General features: G+C 75.1%; 19 protein-coding genes. 11 read left to right on the forward strand and 8 right to left on the reverse strand.

Features of this window, described 5'->3' with window-relative positions; genetic code table 11:
- The first annotated feature begins 130 nt into the window (after positions 1-130).
- Positions 131-1,900 (forward strand): CocE/NonD family hydrolase, encoded by a 1,770-nt coding sequence (locus AMK27_RS07640; protein WP_241847380.1) that lies wholly within the window; start codon positions 131-133, stop codon positions 1,898-1,900.
- Here AMK27_RS07640 and AMK27_RS07645 read toward each other — a convergent pair.
- Together AMK27_RS07645 and AMK27_RS07650 are read right to left on the reverse strand one after the other, a co-directional pair.
- Positions 1,897-3,000 carry an adenosine deaminase gene (locus AMK27_RS07645; RefSeq protein WP_073904164.1) on the reverse strand — a complete coding sequence of 368 codons (1,104 nt, stop codon included), beginning with the start codon at positions 2,998-3,000 and terminating at the stop codon, positions 1,897-1,899. The genes AMK27_RS07640 and AMK27_RS07645 overlap by 4 nt on opposite strands.
- A 101-nt stretch (positions 3,001-3,101) precedes the next feature.
- Positions 3,102-3,863 (reverse strand): GntR family transcriptional regulator, encoded by a 762-nt coding sequence (locus AMK27_RS07650; RefSeq protein WP_073904165.1) that lies wholly within the window; start codon positions 3,861-3,863, stop codon positions 3,102-3,104.
- 207 nt (positions 3,864-4,070) lie between these two features.
- Between AMK27_RS07650 and AMK27_RS07655 the strand changes: the two genes are divergently transcribed.
- The gene (locus AMK27_RS07655; protein WP_073904166.1) at positions 4,071-4,322 is read left to right on the forward strand and encodes a lipopolysaccharide assembly protein LapA domain-containing protein; all 252 of its coding nucleotides are present in this window, start codon (positions 4,071-4,073) and stop codon (positions 4,320-4,322) included.
- Positions 4,319-4,663 (forward strand): hypothetical protein, encoded by a 345-nt coding sequence (locus AMK27_RS07660; RefSeq protein WP_073904167.1) that lies wholly within the window; start codon positions 4,319-4,321, stop codon positions 4,661-4,663. Before AMK27_RS07655 ends, AMK27_RS07660 begins: the two co-directional genes overlap by 4 nt.
- Before the next feature lie 139 nt (positions 4,664-4,802).
- Here AMK27_RS07660 and AMK27_RS07665 read toward each other — a convergent pair whose 3' ends face one another.
- A complete protein-coding gene (locus tag AMK27_RS07665; protein WP_073904168.1) occupies positions 4,803-5,135 on the reverse strand; it encodes a DUF6204 family protein in 333 nt (110 codons plus the stop codon).
- A 180-nt stretch (positions 5,136-5,315) separates the two neighbouring features.
- On the opposite strand from AMK27_RS07665, the gene AMK27_RS07670 reads away from it, so the two are divergent.
- The gene (locus tag AMK27_RS07670) at positions 5,316-7,334 is read left to right on the forward strand and encodes a DUF5107 domain-containing protein (RefSeq protein WP_073904169.1); all 2,019 of its coding nucleotides are present in this window, start codon (positions 5,316-5,318) and stop codon (positions 7,332-7,334) included.
- Positions 7,335-7,629: 295 nt separating this feature from the next.
- On the opposite strand, the gene AMK27_RS07680 is transcribed toward AMK27_RS07670, so the two are convergent.
- A complete protein-coding gene (locus AMK27_RS07680) occupies positions 7,630-8,580 on the reverse strand; it encodes a helix-turn-helix transcriptional regulator (protein WP_073904171.1) in 951 nt (316 codons plus the stop codon).
- A 190-nt stretch (positions 8,581-8,770) separates the two neighbouring features.
- Between AMK27_RS07680 and AMK27_RS07685 the strand changes: the two genes are divergently transcribed.
- On the forward strand, positions 8,771-9,907 hold the full coding sequence (locus AMK27_RS07685; protein WP_073904172.1) for a winged helix DNA-binding domain-containing protein: 1,137 nt from the start codon (positions 8,771-8,773) through the stop codon (positions 9,905-9,907).
- A gap of 182 nt (positions 9,908-10,089) precedes the next feature.
- Complete coding sequence (locus tag AMK27_RS07690; protein ID WP_073904173.1) at positions 10,090-11,364, forward strand: hypothetical protein; 1,275 nt, start codon at positions 10,090-10,092, stop codon at positions 11,362-11,364.
- A 43-nt stretch (positions 11,365-11,407) separates the two neighbouring features.
- On the opposite strand, the gene AMK27_RS07695 is transcribed toward AMK27_RS07690, so the two are convergent.
- Both AMK27_RS07695 and AMK27_RS07700 read right to left on the reverse strand, forming a co-directional pair.
- Positions 11,408-12,265: a methyltransferase domain-containing protein gene (locus tag AMK27_RS07695; protein WP_073904174.1), complete on the reverse strand. Its 858-nt coding sequence runs from the start codon at positions 12,263-12,265 to the stop codon at positions 11,408-11,410.
- A gap of 102 nt (positions 12,266-12,367) precedes the next feature.
- Positions 12,368-12,886, reverse strand: a complete 519-nt coding sequence (locus AMK27_RS07700) for a GNAT family N-acetyltransferase (protein ID WP_073904176.1) — start codon at positions 12,884-12,886, stop codon at positions 12,368-12,370.
- A gap of 424 nt (positions 12,887-13,310) precedes the next feature.
- On the opposite strand from AMK27_RS07700, the gene AMK27_RS07705 reads away from it, so the two are divergent.
- The 3 genes from AMK27_RS07705 to AMK27_RS07715 all read left to right on the forward strand — a co-directional run bounded on the left by AMK27_RS07705 (position 13,311) and on the right by AMK27_RS07715 (position 17,110).
- Positions 13,311-14,582 (forward strand): sulfite oxidase, encoded by a 1,272-nt coding sequence (locus AMK27_RS07705; protein WP_079188290.1) that lies wholly within the window; start codon positions 13,311-13,313, stop codon positions 14,580-14,582.
- A gap of 94 nt (positions 14,583-14,676) precedes the next feature.
- Positions 14,677-15,909 carry an aminotransferase class I/II-fold pyridoxal phosphate-dependent enzyme gene (locus AMK27_RS07710; protein ID WP_073904186.1) on the forward strand — a complete coding sequence of 411 codons (1,233 nt, stop codon included), beginning with the start codon at positions 14,677-14,679 and terminating at the stop codon, positions 15,907-15,909.
- A 133-nt stretch (positions 15,910-16,042) separates the two neighbouring features.
- Positions 16,043-17,110: an MBL fold metallo-hydrolase gene (locus tag AMK27_RS07715; RefSeq protein ID WP_073904188.1), complete on the forward strand. Its 1,068-nt coding sequence runs from the start codon at positions 16,043-16,045 to the stop codon at positions 17,108-17,110.
- On the opposite strand, the gene AMK27_RS07720 is transcribed toward AMK27_RS07715, so the two are convergent.
- Together AMK27_RS07720 and AMK27_RS07725 are read right to left on the reverse strand one after the other, a co-directional pair.
- Positions 17,090-17,773: a DedA family protein gene (locus tag AMK27_RS07720; protein ID WP_079188291.1), complete on the reverse strand. Its 684-nt coding sequence runs from the start codon at positions 17,771-17,773 to the stop codon at positions 17,090-17,092. The two genes, AMK27_RS07715 and AMK27_RS07720, sit on opposite strands and share 21 nt — an antisense overlap.
- Before the next feature lie 73 nt (positions 17,774-17,846).
- Entirely contained in the window at positions 17,847-18,626 is a 780-nt protein-coding gene (locus AMK27_RS07725; RefSeq protein WP_073904189.1) for an MBL fold metallo-hydrolase, read from the reverse strand.
- A gap of 146 nt (positions 18,627-18,772) precedes the next feature.
- Between AMK27_RS07725 and AMK27_RS07730 the strand changes: the two genes are divergently transcribed.
- Both AMK27_RS07730 and AMK27_RS07735 read left to right on the forward strand, forming a co-directional pair.
- Positions 18,773-19,189: a hypothetical protein gene (locus AMK27_RS07730; protein ID WP_073904190.1), complete on the forward strand. Its 417-nt coding sequence runs from the start codon at positions 18,773-18,775 to the stop codon at positions 19,187-19,189.
- 313 nt (positions 19,190-19,502) lie between these two features.
- Entirely contained in the window at positions 19,503-21,656 is a 2,154-nt protein-coding gene (locus tag AMK27_RS07735) for a phage holin family protein (protein ID WP_073904192.1), read from the forward strand.
- Positions 21,657-21,692: the final 36 nt, after the last annotated feature.

Consider the following 21,692-nt stretch of genomic DNA (forward strand, 5'->3'; position numbering starts at 1 on the left):
CTCCGTCAACAACCCTCGTTCGGCGCATTGACGGGCTCTTACACGTGTCACAGCATGGGCGCTGCCCGGGTCTCTACCAGTCGGTAGGAGTCGTGGGCTGCTCGGCGTCGTCCTCAGCGTGGAGGTCTCTGTGTCCCGTGCCGTGCCCCGATCCCGCAAGGCCCTCGCGCTCGTGGCCGGAGCCGCCGCGCTCGCCGGGCCGCTGACACTCGCCGCGCCCGCGAGCGCCGCCGAAGCCCCGTACAGCGTCACCCCGCTGCGCTTCACCGTCGAGGCCGGCGGGCGGAGTTGCGCCGTCGACGCCGACCTGTACCGGCCCGCCGGCGTGGACGCCGCGCGTCCCGCGCCCGCGGTGCTCGCCACCAACGGCTTCGGAGGCAGCAAGAGCGACGGTTCCACCGACGCCATCGGCAGGGCCTTCGCCGAGCGGGGCTACGTCGGCCTGGTCTACTCCGGGCTCGGTTTCGGGAAGTCCGGCTGCCTGATCTCCCTCGACGACCCCGAGATCGACGGCCGCGCCGCCGCCCGGCTCGTCGACTTCCTCGCCGGCGACCGCGCCGCCGACGACGGCACCCGCGCCGACTTCGTCACCCGCGACGGAGCGGGCGACCCGCGCGTCGGCATGATCGGCGGCTCCTACGGCGGCGCCGTCCAGCTCGCCGCCGCCTCCGTCGACCCCCGTATCGACGCCCTCGTCCCCCTCATCACCTGGAACGACCTCGCCTACTCCCTCGCCCCCAACGCCGCCGACCGCGCCACCCCCGGCGTCTTCAAGTGGCAGTGGGCGAACGGGTTCTACCTGATCGGCGAGGGGCAGCCGCTGCTCGTCCCCTCGCTCGACCCCAGCCGGATCAACTCGATCCGCTGCCTGCATTTCGTCACCGACGCCTGCGGCACCGTGCGGCTCCTCAACTCCGGCCGCTACCCGAAGGCCGAGACCGCGAAGATGCTGGCCTACGCCCGCAGCGTCTCCCCGGTCTCGTACGTCGACCGGATCACCGCCCCCACGCTCATCGTCCAGGGCCAGGCCGACAGCCTGTTCACCCTCAACGAGGCGAACGCCACCTACGACCGGCTCCGCGAGCGCGGTGTCGACACCCGGATGATCTGGCAGTCCTGGGGACACAGCGGCGGCCAGAAGCCCGGCGAACTCGACCTGGCTCAGGGCAACCTGGAGGGAAGCTACGTCGGACAGCGGATCCTCGGATGGTTCGACCGGTACCTGCGGAAGAACCGGGCCGCCGACACCGGACCCGCCTTCGCCTGGTACCGGGACTGGCAGAGCGGCTACGGCGCCGCCGCCGAGGTGCCGGCGCTGAGCCAGCGGCTGTACCTCTCCGGCGACGGCAAGCTCGTCGACGACCGCGCGAAGGTCGCCCGTGGCGCGCGTACGTACAGCAACCGGCTCCTCCCGACGAGCCATTCCGAATCGTCGCTCGCCGGGATGATCGGGCTGCCCGACCCCCGGCCGTACGACACCGCGGGCACCCACCTCGGCTGGACCAGCGCCCCGCTCACCGCGCCCGTCGACCTCGTCGGCGCCCCGCGGGCCACCCTGAAGGTGGACTCGCCGGCCACCGAGCGCGTCCAGGACTCCGGCGACGCCGCCGACAAGCTCGTGCTCTTCGCCAAGCTCTACGACATCGCCCCCGACGGCACCAGGACCCTGGTCAACCGCCTCGTCGCACCGGTCCGGGTGCCGGACGTCACGCGCCCCTTCACGGTCGAACTGCCCGCCGTCGTCCACCGCTACGAGACGGGCCACCGGCTGGAGCTGGTGATCGCGGGCAGCGACACGGCGTACTCCGGGAACCGCGGCATCAAGCCGGTGACCGTCGTCGACGCCCCCGGAAACCCGGGGACGCTCGAACTGCCCCTGGTCCAGGGACGGGTGGGCTAGACCGAGACGGCCCGGAGCGCCGCGTACCCGGGGCGGACGACCTCGTCGACCAGCCGCTGCCGCTCCGGCAGCGGCAGGAAGGCGGCCTCCAGGGCGGCGACCGTGAACTCCTCGAAGACCTCGGGGCCGTAACCGAAGGCGTCCACCATGTGCTGGAACTCCTCGCTCATGGTGGTGCCGGAGACCAGCCGGTTGTCCGTGTTGAGCGTGATCCGGAAGCCCAGGCGGCGCAGCTCGTCGATCGGGTGCGAGGCGTAGTCCTTCGCGGCGCCCGTCTGGAGGTTGGACGTCGGGCAGACCTCCAGGGCGATCCGGTTGTCCCGGACGTACGAGGCGAGCCGGCCCAGCGTGCCGTCCTCGGCGATGTCGTCGGTGATCCGCACGCCGTGGCCGATCCGCTCGGTGCCGCAGACCTGCACGGCCTCGTGGATCGACTCCGCGCCGACGGCCTCGCCGGCGTGGATCGTGAAGTGGCAGTTCTCCTGCTTCAGGTGCTGGAAGGCGGGGAGGTGGCGGGCCGGCGGGTTGCCGATCTCGCCGCCGGCGATGTCGAAGCCGGCCACGCCCTTGTCCCGGTGCGCGACCGTGAGCCGCGCGATCTCCAGCGAGCGGTCGGTGTGGCGCATGCCGGTGAGGAGGGTGCGGACGGTGATACGACCGCCGGAACGGCGCTCACCCTCGCGGAAGCCGTCGTTGACGGCCTCGACGACCTCGTCGAGGGTCAGGCCGCCCTCCAGGTGCTGCTCGGGGGCGTAGCGGATCTCGGCGTAGACGACACCGTCCGCCGCGAGGTCCTCGGCGCACTCGGCCGCGATGCGGGTGAGCGCCTCACGGGTCTGCATGACCGCGCAGGTGTGGGCGAAGGTCTCCAGGTAGCGCTCCAGCGAACCGGAGTCGGCCGCGTCCCGGAACCAGACCGCGAGCGCGGCGGGGTCCTCGGTCGGCAGCGCGGTGTAGCCGCACTCCCGTGCCAGCTCGACTATGGTCGCGGCGCGCAGCCCACCGTCGAGGTGGTCGTGGAGGACGGCCTTGGGGGCCCGGCGGATCCACTCGGAGACGGTGGCGGCGGCAGGCGTGGCAGGGTTGTCAGACAAGTGCATGGCGGGGAAGTGTACGCCACGTGAGACGGGCCCGCTGTGACGGGCCCGACAGGGGTGGGGTGCGACCGCGGGACGGTCCGGTGGATCCTGGCCGGACCCGCCTAGTGCGACTGCAGGACGGGCAGGGCCGGGGCGCCCGTCGGGAGCATGTGCTTGGCGGCCAGGACCGGGGTCTCGCCGACCCGTACGACCTGGGTGACCAGGACGGCCGGAGTGTCCGCCGGCCGCCCCAGCTGATCCCCCCGCCGCCGCCCGAGCAGCGTCGCCGTGATGCCGCTGTGCGCGGTGAGCGCCGTCTCCCGCGAGGCCCCGAGCAGGACCGACAGCATGGAGGCGGCCGGCCCGCGCGCGGCGCGCTCCTCCGCCGCCCGCAGGGCCGTGGCGAACTCCGGGTGCACCCGGTCGAGCAGCTCGTCGGCCGCCGCCCACTCGTGGCTCAGCGCCGCCGCCGTACCCTCCCCGGTCAGCACGGACTCCCAGAACCGCAGCTCCGCGCGGGCCGGGGCGAGCAGGTGCTGGGTGGTGAAGTCGGTCGGTTCCTCGACCGTCCGCAGCAGGGCCCGCACCCGCAGCGGCGTGCCCGCGCCGATCAGCTCCTCCAGCGGCTGGACGTGCTCGAACCCGCGCCGCGGCGGCCGGTCGTTGACCGTCCGGCCCACCCCGCGGCGTACGGTCAGCAGGCCGTCCTCCTGGAGCAGCAGCAGGGCCTCGCGCAGGGCGGGCCGGCTCACGCCCAGCTCGGCGGCGAGCTTCGGCTCGGAGGGGAGCGTCGAGCCCGGCGGGTAGGTGCCGTCGTGGACGGCGTCCGCGATCCGCTCGTAGAGCGCCACGACCGGGCGCCGCCGCTGTCCGCTGACCGCCACGGCCGCTCCTCGTCTCGATTCCGGTCGGTCCCGGTGGATGTTCCCGCGGTTCCGACGGTGTCCGGCACCACGGTAGTCGGCTCACGTTGTCTGACAAGTCACCCGTTCGGCTCTCCTCGCCGTCACGGTGAGGCGCCACTCACCTCATTCTGGTCCCACGGCTGCGGCCGGGTACGACCGACGGTACGACGGAGGAGAGGGCCGGGCATGAGTCCGAACGAGACGTCACGGGCATCGGGCGGGGGCGGGTCCGGGTTCGCCGAGGCCCTCACCCCGGGCCGGATCGGGATGGCCGTGCTCGCCATCGTCACCCTGGTCTTCATCTTCCAGAACACCCGGGAGGTCAAGATCCGGCTCCTCGTCCCCGAGGTGTCCATGCCGCTCTATCTGGCCCTGCTCGCGACCGCGCTCATCGGCGCCGCGTGCGGCGGCTACGCCGCGGCCCGGAGGCGGAAGTGAGGCGGCGCGCCGTCGTGGGGGCGGGTGCCGTCCTCGCGCTCGCGGCCGTCGCCGTCACCTCGACGGAGGAGACGGCCGGGGCCGACGACGGCACCCGGCCGGTGCCGGACTTCCTCGGCCGCGGTCTGTGGCGGGTCTTCACCCGTCTCGACCGCCGCACCCGGCTCGACGTCCACGACGTGAGCGGGCGCGACCGGCGGGTGATCTGGCCGCCGCGATGGCGGGTCGTCACCCAGTACCCGGCGGCGGGCACGGGCCTCGACCGCCGCACCACCGTCATGATCGGAGTCGTACGGAAGGGTGAGAGCTGCCCGCCCCGGGTACGTACGGCACGCCGCTGAGCCCAGGCAGGCACCGTCGAGCGGGGCTTTCGGTCGACGCCCCGGAACTGTCGAGCGGCTCGTCGGGCGAGGCCCCGGCACCGCCGAGCGGCCCGTCTGCCGACGCCAGGGCCCAGCCCCCGCCGGCCCCCGGCCCCGCTCAGCGCTTGTAGTTGATCTTCATCGTGTCGAGGTCGGTGACCGTCGACCGCAGCCCTTTGTACCCGTGGCCGAGCTTCCCGAGCGCGGTCTCCACCCGGTCCTCCGCGAGCGCGCCCGCCATCTCGTCGCCGTCCTCCGCGTCGGAGACGACGACCAGGCGGTACGAGAAGTGCTTGAGCGTCCGGTCGTAGGTCAGCGAGCCCTCCTCGGTGAACTGCATCGCGGTCAGCCCGTGCGCGTCCACCTCGGCGAGCAGCCGGGTCCGGCTCTCCTCCGACAGTCCGTCGAAGGTGCCGCGCACGATGACCCGGTAGGTGTGCTGCGTGCCCATTCCTCGTACTCCCTGTGCCCTGGTTCTCCGGCCGCCCGACGGCGTACCGACCTGCCACCCTACGGCGGCGGCCGCCCGGTCCGCCCGGAATTTCCGGCTGGCCCCGCGCCTCGGGACCGGCCGAAGCCCGAGGCGGAGAACCCCTGGTCAGGAAGGCCCCCGGGCGTGTTCCATGGGGCGATGACGACCGTACGACGTGCCGTACTGACGCTGCCCGCCGCCCCCTTGGGCCCGGACAACCCCCTTCCCGCACTGCGGGCCCCCGCCGGCGCCGGGGCCCACGCGGTCGACCCGCGGACCCTCGCGGAACTCCCGCGCGACATGGCCAGGGGCATCGGCCGGGACCCGCTGCGCAGCCTCCTGCCCGCCCCCGTGCGCGACGGCTACGGCCGCGAGCGCACACCCGCGGACCTCGACACGATCGTGATCGAGAACGACCGGCTCCGGGTGACCGTGCTGCCCGGTCTCGGCGGTCGCGTCCACTCGCTCCACCACAAGCCCACCGGACGCGAACTGCTCTACCGCAACCCGGTGTTCCAGCCGGCCGCGTTCGCCCTCAACGGCGCCTGGTTCTCCGGCGGCGTCGAATGGAACATCGGGGCCACCGGCCACACCACCCTCTCCTGCTCGCCTCTGCACGCGGCGACCGTCCGTGCCCCCGACGGCGGGCCGATGCTCCGCCTGTGGGAGTGGGAGCGACTGCGCGACCTGCCCTTCCAGGTGGACCTCTGGCTCCCGGAGGGCTCCGACTTCCTGTACGTCGGGGTCCGGATACGCAACCCCCACGAGCGGACCGCCCCCGTCTACTGGTGGTCCAACATCGCCGTCCCCGAGGACCGGCGTGTCCTCGCGCCCGCCGACGCCGCCTGGCACCACGGCTACGAGCGCGGCCTGAGCCGGGTCCCCGTACCGGTCACCGAGGACGGCACCGACCGCACGTACCCGCTGAACAGCACCCACGCCGCCGACTGGTTCTACGACCTGCCCGAGGGCCGGCGCCGCTGGATCGCCGCCCTCGACGCGGACGGCACCGGGCTCGTCCAGACCTCCACCGACCCGCTGCGCGGCCGCAAGCTCTTCGTGTGGGGCACCGGGCGCGGCGGCCGGCGCTGGCAGGAGTGGCTGACGGAACCCGGCACCCCCGGCTACGCCGAGATCCAGGCCGGGCTCGCCCGCACCCAGCTGGAGCACCTGGAGCTCGCGGCCGGAGCGGAGTTCAGCTGGCTGGAGGCGTACGGACCGCTCGCCGCCGACCCCGCGACGGCGCTCGGCGAGGACTGGAGCGCCGCCCGCGCCGACGTCGAGCGCAGCCTGTCCGGCGCACTGCCCCGCGCCGCCGTCGACGCCGCGTACACGGCCTGGCGGGAGCGGGCGGCCGACCTCGCTCCGGAGGAGGTCCTCGCGGCCGGATCCGGCTGGGGAGCGCTCGAAGTGCTGCGCGGGGGACACGAGTTGCCCGGTACGCCGTTCCCGGAGTCCACCCTCGGACCCGAGCAGGAGCCGTGGCGGGAACTGCTCCGCACCGGCGTCCTGCCGGCCCCGGTGACCGGCGCGGCCCCTCTGATCGCGCCGCTGGTCGCCTCCCCCTGGCGGGACATGCTGGAGACCGCGCCCGCCGACCCCACCACCGAGTACCAGCTCGGCATCGCCCAGTGGCACGCGGGCGACCGGGCGCAGGCGGTACGGAGCTGGGAGCGGGGACTCAAGGAGGCGGGAACGCGCTGGCCCCTGCTGTACTGCCTGGCCGTCGCCGACCGGGAGGACGGCCACCCGGAACGCGCCGCCGACCACTTCGAGGAGGCCTTCACCGACCACGAGGCGACGGCGGGCGGCGCGGAGTCCGCCACCGGCCCCGGGACGACGACGGCCGGTGCGGACGAGGACGAGGGGCGCGCGCTGTTCGCCACCGCGCTCGGCCGCGAGGCGCTCGACGCGCTCCTCGCCGTCGACCGGCCCGACCGGGCGCGGGCCCTCTGGCACCGGCTGCCGGACTCCGCCCGGCGGCGCGGGGCCTTCCGGCTGATCGAGGTACGGCTGCTGCTCGCCGAGCGCCGGCCGGACGAGGCACGGGCCGTCTTCGACGCCGGCTTCGAGGTCGCGGACCTGCGTGAGGGCGCCGAGGTCCTGGGCGAGCTCTGGCGGCGGTTCACCGACGAACTCCTGCCGGACGCCTACGAGTTCAGGATGCGACCGAGCTGAGGGCAGGGCCCCGTCCGGGGGTGAGGTCGCTACCCTGGAGGGGACGGAGACCGTGGGGGAGCGGAGGTCCGGGGATGGCGGCGTGGGCGACACAGGAGTGCCGGTGCGGGCATCCCCGCTTCCGGCACGGGGAACCCCGGTTCTCGGGAACCTGCGGCGGCTGCCTGTGCGGATCCTTCGAACTGCCCCCGGCTCCGGCCCTCGCGGACGAACCGCCCCCGCCGCCGGAGCCGGACCGCACACCCCACCCCGGCTGCCCCCTCCAGGACCCGGACTGCCTCGGGTTCCACGACGTCTACTGAGAGGTCGCGCGGAGGAAGCGGGCACCCCATTCCCGGACGTGCGCCGCGAACTCCGGCGGCCCCAGCACCTCGAACTCGGCCCCCACGTTGCCGAGCGCCTGCGTCGGCCAGTCGAGGGACGTCGACGTCATGGTGAGCCGGCAGCTGTCCGGGCCGGCCGGCTCGACCGTGCCCCACCGGCCGACCGTCCGCCGCACCCGGGCGGCTGACGCGTGGACGAGGACCTCGACCGTGTGCGGCACCGGGGCCCCGCTCGCCGCCCGCACGAAGGCCACGGCGCCCTCGGCCGGCAGCGGACGCGGCCGGAAGCGGGCTCCGGTCGCCTCCGGCCCGGTCAGCCGGTCGAGTCGGAAGCTGCGCCAGTCCTGCCGGTCCAGATCGTAGGCGACCAGGTACCAGCGCCCGCCGAGGGCGACGACGCGGTGCGGCTCGACCTCGCGCCCGGAGGCCGCCGAGCCCCGGGCGGTGTAGTCGAACCGCAGCCGCTCCCCGTCCCGGCACGCCTGGGCGACCGCGGTGAGCACCCCCGCCGCGACCGCCGGGCCGGACGCACCGGCGGAGACGGTCACCGCCCGGAGGGCGTCCACCCGGGCCCGCAGCCGGGGCGGCAGGACCCGCACCACCTTGGTGAGCGCCCGCAGCGACGCGTCCTCGATCCCCACGATCCCGCTCTGTGCCGCGTCGCCGATGCCGACGGCGAGGGCCACCGCCTCCTCGTCGTCGAGCAGGAGCGGCGGTAGGACGGCGCCGGGCGCGAGCTGGTAGCCGCCGTCGGTGCCGCGGGCCGCGCCGACCGGATAGCCGAGCTCGCGCAGCCGGTCGATGTCGCGGCGCAGGGTCCGCTCGGACACCCCGAGTCGCTCGCACAGGTCAGGACCGGGCCAGTGGCGGTGGGTCTGCAGCAGGGAGAGCAGCCGGAGGGTCCGTGAGCTGGTGTTCGCCATGCCGGAATACTGCCCGGCCTTCCGGCCGGAAAGTGACCGGAAGGCTCCCTAGGGTCGATGTCGAGGACACCATGGGTCGACGTGAGGACCAGGAAATGATCATTCGTGAGATCGCGCCGGCCGCACGGGGCGCGGGCGTCCCGACCTGCCTGGAGCCGACGCGGGCCGGCGATGTCTCGGTGCGGCTGTCGTGACCGCGCTCTCCCTCCGGGCCCTCAACCGGGCGCTCCTCGACCGGCAGTTCCTGCTCGCGCGCACCGACCGAACGCCGCTCGACGTGATCGGACGCCTGGCCGCCCTCCAGGCCCAGGAGCCCAACTGGCCCTACGTCGGCCTGTGGAGCAGGATCCACGACTTCACCCGGGCGGAACTCACCGCGCTCGTCGAGGACCGGAAGGTCGTGCGGTCCGCCCTGCTCCGCAGCACCCAGCACCTCACCACGGCCGACGACTTCCTCCGCATGCGGCCCCTGCTTCAGCCCGTGCTCGACCGCACCGCCGGCTCGTCGTACTTCACCCGGAACCGCGCCGCCCGGGACAGCGCCTCCGGGCACGGCACGGGCCTGGACGCGGCGTCCCTCGTCGCTGAGGGGCTCGCCCTGCTCGGCGGCCGGACGCTGCCCCGCAGGGAACTGGCCCGACGACTCGCCGAACGCCACCCCGGTCACGACGGACGGATCCTGGCGGGGGAGGTCGAGCTGCGGACCCCGCTCGTCCATGATCCCGCCACGGCCTCCTGGGGCTCCTGGGGCAACCGCTCGGCGATCTCCGTGACGCCCGCCGCGGCATGGCTGGGACGACCGGCCGCGGCCACCGGCGACGGCGAAGCGGCGAGGGAGCTGATCCGCCGCTACCTCGCCGCGTTCGGCCCGGCCGGCGTCAAGGACGTCCAGGCCTGGAGCGGCCTGACCCGCCTGGGCGAGGTCGTCGCGACCATGGGTGCCGAGCTGCGCCGCTACGCCGGCCCCGGAGGCGCAGAGCTGTTCGACCTGGCCGACGCGGAGCTGCCCGACCCCGAGACCCCGGCCCCGGCGCGGCTGCTGCCCGCGTTCGACAACGTCCTGCTCGGCCATGCCGACCGGACCCGGATCATCGACGACGAGGACCGTCCCCGCGTCATGCCGGGCTCGGCGCGGGTCCTGCCCACCTTCCTGGTGGACGGCCGGGTGCACGGAACGTGGTCACTCGACGCCGGAACACTACGACTCGCCCCGTTCCGCCCGCTCCGCGCCACCGACCGGACGGCCCTGGAGCAGGAGGCGCACCGACTGCTGCCGTTCGTGGGCGGCACGACGGTGGCCCACGACGACCGGCCCGCCACGACCTGACCGGCCACGACTCACAGGCCACGACCTGACCGGCCCCGGGCGTCGCCTCGGGCTTCGACCGGGTCCTCGCCCCGGCCGCGCCCGCCGGAAAGGGCGCCGGACGCGCCGAGCGCCGATCATGGGAGGGGGCACCCCGCGCGCCGGCGGGTGCTCGTACCGCCCGGGAGGCAGGAGGCACGGGAGTGGCGCGGACGCGGGAGGTCTACGTCTACGACTACGCGGCCGACTTCGGGCTCAGCGGATTCGCCGGCACCCTGTGTGCCCGGTCGACCCTCCGCCTCGACGGACCGGTGGTCCTCGACATCGCCGAGTCCGAGGCGGAGGACGACGACCACCGGCTCGGCGCGGACGCCCGGCTCCTCCTGGGGTCCCCGCTGCCGGACGACGTGCTCCGCACCGTGTGGCTGGCGGCCGTACGCCGCTGCTTCGACCCCGCCGAAGAGGGCACGGACACCCGGAGCTGGCTGGACGGGGTCGCCGAGCTGTGCCCGCCGCGCGCCCCGGAGCGCGACCCGTACGAGCTGCGGTCCCTGGACGCGCGGCGGCCCGCCGTGCCGGAGGAGGAGCTGCGGGCTGCCGTGGCCGCCGAGATCGAGTCGGCCACCGTCGGTCTTGAGCTCCGCGTCGCCGTACTGGGAATCGTCCCGGCCCTCCTCCGTGTCGTGCGCGAGGCGGACGCCGACCTCGGGTTCCGGCTGTTCCTGAGGGCGCTCAAGGCGTACTCCGTGCCGGTCGGCGCGGACGCGTACGACCGGCTGTTCGCTCTCGGGGACGCGCTGGCCTACCCGCCGGCCGTCGTCCACGAGGGGCTGGCCGTGCGCTGGCGGCCGCTCGACCCGGGCCGCCGCGACTTCGCACCCGGCCGGTTCGGGCTGCCGGCGCTCGCGTCCGCACTCCGCGGGACCGAATGGACGTACGGGGGCACCCCGCGCGAACACATCCAGCGGGTCGCCGACGACGGGCCGGGACACCCGCCGGGGGCGTACGCCGCGGTGCTCCTCGACGACGCCTGGCGGATCCTCGACTCCGCCCTGCCGGGGGAGGCGGTCGGACTTCTCTGGCGGACCGCCGCCGGGCGCCTGCACGTCCTCGACGAGGACGACTTCGACGCCGACGGGCGGGCCTGGCTGGAGCAGGTCTCCCAGGTGTGCCACGCGCATCTCGCGGAGGTCGATCCCGCCTACGCGCCTTACCTCGCGCCCGCCAGGACCGATCTCACGGAGGAGGTGCTCCGCGAGGTGCGGGAGGCGGTGCACGCCGACGCGGAGCAGGTGCGCGGGGTGGCGCGGGTCCTGGAGGGCGTGGTCACCGCGGTCGACCCGGACCTCGGCTTCCGCCTCCTCCTGCACCTCCTGGACACGTACGCGGTCCCCGTCGACGAGGCCCGGCGCGCCCGCCACCGGGCGCTCGCCGACCGGCTCGGCCTCGGCGCCGACCACACCGGGCGCGACGGATGACGGTGCCGGGCCCGGTGCGTGACCGCGTCGGGGTGTGCCGTGGTCAGGACACCCGGCAGACGATCTCGCCGTGCGGGACCATGAACCAGGCGTCCTCCCGGGTGCCCCACTCCCGCCAGGCCTCCGCGATCTCCTCCAGCTCGGCCTGGGTCGTGTGGCCGCCGGACACGGCGAGGTCGGCGTAGCCGGAGCCGGTCGTACGGTCCGCCCACAGGCCGCTCCACCAGGCGCGCTCCTCGGGCGTCGCGAAGCACCAGGTGCCGGCGGTCGTCGTGATGTCGGTGAAGCCGGCCTGCCGCGCCCAGGAGAACAGTCGCCGTCCCGCGTCCGGTTCGCCGCCGTTGGCCCGGGCGACCCGGCGGTACAGGTCCAGCCAGCCGTCCAGGACCGGGCGTTCGGGATACCAGGTGAAGGAACCGTAGTCGCTGTCGCGGGCCGCGACGATCCCGCCGGGGCGGCACACCCGCCGCATCTCGCGCAGCGCCCGCACCGGGTCGCCGACGTGCTGCAGCACCTGGTGGGCGTGGACCACGTCGAAGGAGTCGTCGGGGAAGTCCAGGGCGTGTACGTCGGCGACGGCGAACTCGACGTTCCGCAGGCCGCGTTCGGCGGCCGCGGCGCGGGCCTTCACCAGGACCTCCTCGGCCGCGTCGACCGCCGTCACCCGGCCGGGGGCGACCAGGGCGGCCAGGTCGGCGGTGATGGTGCCGGGTCCGCAGCCCACGTCCAGGACGTCCAGACCCGCGGACAGCGAGGGCAGCAGGTAGGCCGCGGAGTTGGCGGCGGTCCGCCAGTTGTGCGAGCGCAGGACCGACTCGTGGTGGCCGTGGGTGTAGACGGCCGTCTCGTGGGCCGTCTCGTGGCCCGCGGGCTGCGCGGAGGAGGTGGAGGCATGCGTCATCGGAGCGACTCCCTCGGTGTGGGTGCGTGCTCACCACCGTACGCACCGATGTCGCATGATGAGATACGCGTCTTGGGATGTGGACATGACGCGAGCTGTTCCTCAGCTGAACAGGTGCCTCCGGTAACGGAGTTCTTCGAGCATGCGGCCTCCCGTCTCCTCCCGCACGGCCTCCCCGTCCGCGCGCCAGCCCGCCGCCTCGTAGAAGCGGCGCCCGCGGGCGTTCCCCGCGAACACCCACAGCGCCGCCGTGCGGAACCCGGTCGCCACGAGGGCCTCGGCGGAGGCCGCGAGGAGGGCCCGTCCGACGCCCGTGCCCCACACCTCCGGCAGGGCGTAGAGGGCGGCCAGTTCGGCCGTGGTCCGCCGGTCGAACTCCTCGTCCGGCCAGGCGCGGAAGCAGGAGAACGCCCGCACCCGCTCGTCGGGGCCCGTCTCGACCAGCACCGCGGACCGTTCCGGGGCGGTGAGGCGGGCCCGCCAGGTGGCGGTGCGCTCCTCGACGTCCAGCGAGTCCAGATAGGGGCCGGGCAGCAGGTCGCGGTAGGCGGCCCGCCAGGACAGCACGTGCACGGTGGCGATGCCCGCCGCGTCCTCGGGGAGGGCTTCTCGTATCGGCATGCCGCATTGTCCGCCGGGCGGCTCCCCGGCCGCCCCTCCAATACGCCCCCCGAGACCCGGATCTTTGACCGCGTCCGCCCCTCCAGCCGTGGGGCGGCCCCTCCGCCCGGCCTCGGCCGCATCCGCCCCTCCGACCGTGGTGCGCCGCCTCCGCTCGCCCTCGGCCGCGTCCGCCCCTCGGACCCGCGGACGGCACCCGCCCACCTCGCACATACGGGCCGCCGCCCGGACTCTCCTTCACACTTCCGGCCCCCTGCCGGATCCGCCTCCGCACCTGCGGTCCGCCCGCCCGGCCACCGCCCGGCCCGACCTGACGAACCCCCTGTGACAGCACGATGAACGGGCCGTCCCGGCCGCCCTTCCGACCCTAGGATCGGCCGCGCCGCCGCCCGGTGGCGCGCTCTCCCACCTGCCGAGGAGTCCTGTGCCGAACTCGCCCGCGCCCGCCCGCCGTTCCGTGCTGAAGGTCCTCGCGGCGGCCCCGGCGGTCTCCGCCCTCGGCGGGCTCGCCACCGTCACCACGGCCTCCGCCGCGGCCGCGCACGCCCCCGCGCGCCCCGCCGCACCTGCCGCGACCGCACCGGCCGCACCCGCACCGGCCGTCCCCCTCGCCGCGCCCGGCATCGTCAAAGCCCTCCCGGCCGCGCACTTCACCGTCAGGAGCACCAACGCCGAGGCGCGCTTCGACGGCTTCGGGGACACCGGACTCCTCACCCCCGTCGACCGCTTCTTCGTCCGCAACCACACCACCACCCCCGTCCTCGACGCCGCCGACTGGCGCCTGACCCTCTGGGGCGACGGCCTGCACGGCCGCAGCCCGGTCCACTTCACCTACGGGCAGCTCCGCGACCTGCCCTCCGTCACCCGGACGGCCCTGATCGAGTGCGCCGGAAACGGGCGCAGCTACTACACGAGCCAGCAGGGCGAGCCGGTCACCGGCACCGCCTGGACCCTCGGCGCCGTCGGCGCCGCCCGCTGGCGCGGGGTGCGCCTCGCCGACGTGCTGCGACGGGCCGGGATCGCCCGCGACGCCGTCGACCTCCTGCCGCGCGGCCTCGACGACCCGTACGTCTCCGGCGGGATCGACTACGGCCGGGTCCGCCGCCCGCTGCCGGTCGCCAAGGCCTTCGACGACGTGATCCTCGCGTACGAGATGAACGGCGAGCCCCTCCCGTACGACCACGGCCATCCGGTGCGGCTCGTCGTCCCCTCCTGGGTCGGCATCGCCTCCATCAAGTGGCTCGGCGACATCGAGGTCTCCACCCGGCCGCTCAGCTCGCCCTGGTCCACGGACTGGTACCGCCTCTTCGGCGACGCCCACCCGGCCGGCGGCAGCGCCCCGATCAGCCGCCAGACCCTCAAGTCCGGCTACCAACTGCCCTTCGGCGCCACCCTGGAGGCCGGCCGTGTCCACCGGCTGACCGGCAGGGCCTGGTCCGCGCACGCGCCCGTACGGACGGTCGAGGTGTCCACCGACGGCGGCGCGCACTGGCGGCGGGCCCACCTCCACGACATCCCGCGGCGGGACGGCTGGGTCCGCTGGAGCACGCCGTGGCTCCCGCGCGTCACCGGACCGGCCACCCTGCTCTCGCGGACCACCGACGCCGCCGGCAACACCCAGCCCGAGCGGGCCGTCCACAACACCCAGGGCTACCTCTTCAACGCGGTCGTACGGCACCCCGTGACCGTCGCCTGAACCGACCCCTGGAGCGGCGGAATCGGCCGAACCTTCGTATAAAGGGCACGGGGGTGCCGTGCCGGCGCCCCCGAGCGCTCAGGAGGTACGGGACATGCGGCAGACGGCTCCGGAGGGCCGCGGCCCGGTGCGCTACGGCCCTCCCGCCCCCGACACCGGACTGCCCGTGCTGCCCGGACTTGCCGGGCTCCTCGCCGCCGCCGCGGGACGGACCGATCCGGAGCCGCCCGGCGGCGGCCCCGTCCTGCGCGAGGCCGCCTCCGGCTACTGGTGGCGGCGCGGCCTCCGCACCCACCCCGAGGACGTCGTGGCCGGTCCCGGCGCCCCCGCGCTGCTGCTCGCCCTGATCGCCGCCCACGGCGGTGACCTCCTGCTGCCCCGGCCCTGCCCCGCCTGGTGGACCCCGCAGGCCCGCCTCCTCGGCCGACCCGCCTGGCACGTGCCGACCCCCGCCGAGGCCGGCGGCGTACCCGACCCGTACGCCCTCCTGGAGACCGTCCGGCGGATCCGCGCCGAGGGCGGCACCCCGCGCGTCCTCCTGCTCTCCGTCGCGGACGACCCCACCGCCACCGTCGCCCCGCCCGAACTCGTCCGCGAGGCGTGCGAGGCCGCCGTCGCCGAGGGGCTGCACGTCATCAGCGACGAGACCTGGCGCGACACCCGCCACCACCCCGAGGACACCGTGCTCCTCAGCCCCGCCGAGATGTGCCCGGACGACGTGACCGTCCTCTCCGACCTCGGCGGCGCCCTCACCCCGGCCGCCTGGCCCTGCGCCGTCGCCCGCTTCCCGCCCACCGATCCGTCCCGCGCGGACCGCTGGACCGACCGCCGCGCCCGCGTCCTCGACGTGCTCACCGCTCTCGGCGCCGTCGTCCCCGGGCCCGTCGCCCCCGCGGCCGCGCACGCCCTCGACGAACCCGAGGACGTCACCGTACGGGCCCGCCGCGCCGCCGCCGTCCACGGCCGCCTGGCCGCGGCCGCGCACCGCGCGGTCCTCGCCGCCGGAGCCCTCGCCCGGCCGCCGCAGGCGGGCCGCCACCTCTACGCCGACCTCGGGCCGCTCAGGGCCGGTCTCGCCGCCCGGGGAGTCACCGACTCCCTGGAGTTGGAGAGTCACCTCTCCGCCCGCCTCGGCGCTCCCGCGACCGGCGGGCACCGCTTCGGCGACGAACTCGGCGCCCTGCGCGTCAGGTTCGGAACCGACCTGTTCCTGGGCGGTACGGAAGAGGAGCGGGCGGAGACGCTCGGCGCGCGGGACCCGGAGACGCTGCCCCATGTGGCGGCGAGGCTGGCGGAGTTCGGAGGAATCCTGGAGGAACTCCGGTGACGGCGGCTGCGGTCGGCCGCCCGCCGAGGCGATCCGCGCACCCCGCGGGAGCCCGAGCCGTACCGGCCGTACGCGCCATGAGAGTCGTGAGCGCCGTACGAGCCGAACCATCCGCGCAGAACGGAGCCCGCAGATGACGGAACGGACGGCACCCCCCGCGCGGGCCGACCGGGGCGCCCCGCAACAGCCCGACACCACCACGCCTCCCGCGGCTTCCCCCACACAGGCGCCCGCTCCCGTCCTCCATCCCGTCGGGCGGCTCCGCCTCGACTGGCCCCGCAGCTTCGCCGACCGGCTCACCGCCCCCCTCCCCGGCGTGCGGGCCCTGGCCCGCCTCGCCCGCGAGGGCGCCGTACGGCCCCGCCCCGAAGGCCTCCGCGACATCCCGCTGCTGCCCTTCGAGCCGGGCCCGCTGCCGCCCGCCGGACCCGACACCCTCGCCCTCACCTGGGCGGGTCACGCCAGTTGGGTGCTGCGCATGGGTGGGCTCACCGTCCTCACCGACCCGGTCTGGTCCCGCCGGATCTTCGGCACCCCCGCCCGGCTCACCCCCGTCGGCGTGCGCTGGGAGGACCTGCCGCGCGTCGACGCCGTCGTCATCAGCCACAACCACTTCGACCACCTCGACGCCCCCACCCTCAAGCGGCTTCCCCGGCACACCCCGGTCTTCGTCCCCGCCGGCCTCGGCCGCTGGTTCACCCGCCGCCGGTTCAGCCGGGTCACCGAGCTCGACTGGTGGGAGGCCGCCGAACTCGACGGCGTCCGCTTCGACTTCGTCCCGGCCCACCACTGGTCCAAGCGCACCCTCCTGGACACCTGCCGCTCCCTGTGGGGCGGTTGGGTGCTCACCGACCGGTCCGGGCGGCGCGTCCACTTCGCGGGGGACACCGGGTACGGCCACTGGTTCGGCGAGATCGGCCGCCGCTACCCCGGCATCGACCTGGCCCTGCTCCCGATCGGCGCCTACGACCCGCGCTGGTGGCTCAGCGACGTCCACACCGACCCGGAGGAGGCGGTCCGCGCCCACCAGGACCTGGGCGCACGGCGGATGGCCCCCATGCACTGGGCGACCTTCGTGCTGTCCTCGGAGCCCGTCCTCGAACCCCTCACCCGGGTCAGGACCGCCTGGGAGCAGGCCGGGCTGCGCCGCGAGGACCTGTGGGACCTGCCGGTCGGCGGCTCACGGGTGCTCGTGCCCTGACGCGGCGTGCCCCGGGGCCCCGCCGGCCTTCGCCCGCGGCCCCCTGAACCGCCGCCACAGCCCCGGGACCGCGCTGACCAGCACCGTGAGGCCCACCGCCGCGACGACCCCCTGCCAGGGCTCCGGGAACAGCGAGCCGCCCAGGATCCCGATCAGCTGGTAGGTCGCCGCCCACGCCAGACAGGCCGCCAGGTCACCGCGCACGAACCGCCGCAGCGGCATCTCCGACAGCAGGCACGCCAGCATCACCGGGATCCGCCCCGCCGGCACGAGCCGGGACAGGACGAGCACCGACACCTGATGGGTCTCGAGCCGCTCCTGCGCGAGCGCCAGCCGCTCCGGCGTCACCCGGCCCCGCAGCGCGGCGAGCCACCGCGAGCCGTTGCGCGAGCGCACCCCGCGCTGCCCCAGCCAGTACAGGGCGGTGTCGCCGAGGAGCGCCGCGAACGCCGCCACCAGGAAGACGACGAGCAGCGAGAGCGGCGAGCTCTGGTGGAAGGCGACCACCGCCGCCGAACTGACGATCGCGCCCGTCGGCACGACGGGCACCAGCGCGCCGAGCGCCACGAGGAGGAACAGGGAGGGGTAGCCGACGGCCTGCTGCGTCGACTCGGGCGGCAGCTCCCGCACCGCCGTCACGACCCCGGTGAGTCCGTGGATCACCGACCTCCCCCCGGCCGCGCCGCCGGTCCGCCCCGCGTCCCCCCACTCACCGGTCCGCCCCGCGTCGCCTCACTCACCGGGCCACCTCCGGACGCACCCGCTCGCCGTGCCCGAGCCGGTGGACCGCCACCTTCGGCGCCAGCCGCGCCGCGTGCCGTACGAACTCGTCGCCCGGCGCGTGGAACTCGTGGGGTCTGATTCCGTCGAGCCCGATCGGCCAGTACGTGCCGTAGTGGACCGGGACCGCTGCCGCGGGCGACAGGGCGGCGAGGGCCTCGGCCGCCCGGCCCGCGTCGAGATGCCCGTGCCCCAGGTACGGGCCCCAGCCGCCGACCGGGAGCAGCGCCACGTCCACCGGGCCCACCGCCTCCGCCATCCCGTCGAAGAGGCCGGTGTCCCCGGCGAAGTACGTCCGCGCCTCGCCCTCGACGACGTACCCGAGCGCGGGGGCGCGGTGCGGCCCCACCGGCAGCCGCCGTCCGTCGTGGAGCGCCGGCACGGCCCGTACCGTCACGCCCTCGACGGTCACCGTGTCGCCCGGCTCCACCTCGGTGAGCCGCAGCCCGTTCCCGTCGAGCCTGCGCAGCCCCGGTACGGCGGCGGGGGCGCCGCGCGGCACGACGAGCCGTGTCCCGGGCGCGAGCCGGGCCAGCGACGGCAGGTGCAGATGGTCGGAGTGCAGGTGCGAGACGAGGACGGCCTCGGCGACTGCGGCCTCGGGCGGCGGCAGGGCGCCGCGCCGCCGCCGCAGGTGCGCGAGCCGCCGCGTGAACAGGGGATCGGTGAGGAAGCGGACCCCGGAGTCCTCGACCGTGCAGGTCGCGTGACCCCACCAGGTGACCTCCACCGGCATGCCGCCCTCCGTCGTCTCGGGTTCCGGCCGTCGTCCACCGCCGTTCACGATGTCCGCGCTCGTACCCTCACTCCGTATCGAGGGTAAATGTCCGGAGCGGGTGCCGGAGGATGTTCGGGCGTCCCGTCCCGCAGTAGGGTCGGCCCATGGACGACGTTCGGGTGGCGGCGATCGCCAGCCTTACCCCGCTCGAAGAGCTGGACAGCGACCCCTTCCTCGTGGACACGCGCCGCCAGCACGCGGTGTGCGCGCGCTGGGCCGACGACCAGGGGTACGTGGTCGCCCGCCGGCTGCTGTTCTACGGGATACGGCCCGATCACGAGGCCCTGTGGGTGGACGTGGAGGCGGGGGCGGTCGACCTGTTCGTCGCCGCCAACGAGCGGGTCCTCGCGCGCGCGTTGACCTCCGTGCCGGACTTCCGCGCGGAGTGCGCGCGGCGCGGGGTGCGGGTGGAGACCGCCTGCTCCGACGGGCCGGCGTGCGAGCCGGAGTACGACGCCGCGGCCAAGGCGGGGGTCCACCGGCGGCTGTCGATGCCGACGGCCGGGTACGACGGCTGCTGACGCCGCCCCGGACTTCTCGTACGGCCGCACGTACGGCCGCACGTACGGCCGCGCCTCCGACCTTTCGCACGGCCTCGCGCCCGACCTCTCGCACGGGCGCCCCCGCCCTCACGCACGGCCTCGCTCCCGACCGCTCGTACGACTTCTCGTACGTCTTTCCGCGCGACCGCGCCTACGTCGTCCCGCGCGATCCGGCCTACGTCGTCACCCGCGACCTGACACACCCGGGCCGATCGCCGTCACCCGTTCTCTCCGCCGACTGTGGGCGTTGTGCCACGCTTGAGGCAGGAAACGGGTGAAAGGTGTAGCGGGCGTGGGTGACGGGCGATGGGGTGGCGCCGACCGCTGGCGGTCCGCGGGCAGGGCGCTGGGGCGCGTGATCGTGGTGTGGGCGGTGTCGACGCTCACCATGCTGGTCCTCGCCGGGCTGCTCCCCGACTTCGAGCTGCAGTCCACCGGGGGCGACACGTTCACGAGGACGGCGCTCACCGCCGCCGCCGCCGCAGGCGCCTTCGGTCTGCTCAGCGCGCTCGTGTGGCCGGTGATCGTGCGGGGCCTGCTGCTCGTCCCCGCCCTCGTGCTCGGTCTGCTCGTGTTCTTCCTCAACGGCTCGATGCTGCTCGTCGCGCTCTGGCTGATCCCCGACGGGCGCGGCACCGCCAACCCCGAGACCGCCGTCGTGGTCGCCGCCGTCATGTCCGCCGTCGCCTCCGCCACCTCCACCGCCCTCGCCGTCCGCGACGACGACGCCTACCGGCGCCGGATCTACCGGCTGACCGGCCGCACCCGGCCCCGTGGCCCGGACGAGGTGCCCGGGCAGGTACCCGGCACGGTCTTCCTCCAGCTCGACGGCGTCGGCCACCACGTCCTGCGCCGCGCCGTCGCCGACGGACTCATGCCGACCGTGGCGTCCTGGATCGACGCGGGCCACCGGCTCACCCCGTGGCGCACCGACTGGTCCAGCCAGACCGGCGCGAGCCAGCTCGGCATCCTGCACGGCTCCAACGAGGACGTGCCCGCCTTCCGCTGGTACGAGAAGGACACCGGCAGGCTCATGGTGTCGAACCGCCCGGCCAGTGCCGTGGAGCTCCAGCGCCGGGCCGTGCACCGCACCGGGGACGGGGGGCTGCTTACCGTCGACGGGGCCTCGCGCGGCAACCTGTTCAGCGGCGGCGCCGACCAGCTCGCGCTCGTCCTGTCGATGGCCGCCCGGCGCGGCCCGCGCAACCGCTCGCGCGCCGGCTACTTCGCCTACTTCTCCGACCCCGCCAATGCCGTCCGTACCGCCGGATCGCTCGTCGCCGAGTGCGGCCGTGAGATGTTCCAGTCGACCCGGGCCCTGCTGCGCCGCGAGACCCCGCGGGTCTCGCGCGGCGGCACGTACCCGTTCGTGCGCGCCTTCGCGACGGTCGTGGAGCGGGACGTCGTCGTCTCCGCGGTGATGGGGGACATGCTCGCCGGGCGGACCGCCGTCTACGCCGATCTCGTCGCCTATGACGAGGTCGCCCACCACTCGGGCCCGCACGGCCGGGACACCGACCAGGTCCTGCGCCGCCTCGACCGCTCGATCGCGCTGATCGCCACCGTTGCCGAGCACGCCCCCCGCCCGTACCGCATCGTGCTGCTCTCGGACCACGGCCAGAGCCCCGGCGAGACCTTCGAGGGCGCGTACGGACTGACGCTCAAGGACCTGGTCAGGGCCGGGTGCGGGCTTCCCGTGCCGCGCCGGGTGCGGAGGATCCGGACGGAGTCCGGGGGAGGTTCGGAGGCGCGGGACGCGGCCAGGGACGCGCTGCGCCTCGCGCTGCACCGGCCGGTGGACGAGACCGGCGAGACCGCGAAGGAGCTGCCCGCCCGGCCCTCCGAGCCGCTCGTCCTCGCCTCCGGCAACCTCGGGCTCATCTCGTTCCCCGACGTGCCGCACCGGATGACCCGGGAGGAGATCGACCGGCGCCACCCGGCCCTGCTCCGTGCCCTCGCCCACCATCCGGGCATCGGCTTCGTGCTGGTGGCGAGCGCCGAGCACGGCTCGGTGGTGCTCGCCCGCGACGGGGTGGAGGTGCCGGTCGACGACCTCGACGACGGGGGGCCGCTCGCCGTCTTCGGCCGGGGCGCGGCGCGGGCGGTGCGGCGCACGGACGGTTTCCCGCATGTCGCGGACATCATGGTCAACTCGATGTACGACCCGGCGACGGGCACCGTGCACGCCTTCGAGGAGCAGATCGGCTCGCACGGCGGCCTCGGCGGCGAGCAGTCGCACCCCTTCCTCCTCTCGCCGCCCGAGCTGTCGCCGCCGGTCGGCCCGGGGGAGGAGCTGGTGGGCGCGGAGCAGGTGCACCGGGTGCTGCGGCGCTGGCTGCGGGAGTGCTCGGGGCCGCAGGTCCCACTGGAGATTTCGCCGTCCACGGATGAATCGGAATCACTTCTTCCGGTTGACGGGCCGGTCACGCAGGACAAAAACCGCTGATTTGGACGCCTGTTCGCCGTTACCGGACGATGACCC

Origin of the sequence: Streptomyces sp. CB02009, from assembly GCF_001905825.1 — a bacterium.
In the GTDB taxonomy this organism is placed as follows: Bacteria; Actinomycetota; Actinomycetes; order Streptomycetales; family Streptomycetaceae; genus Streptomyces.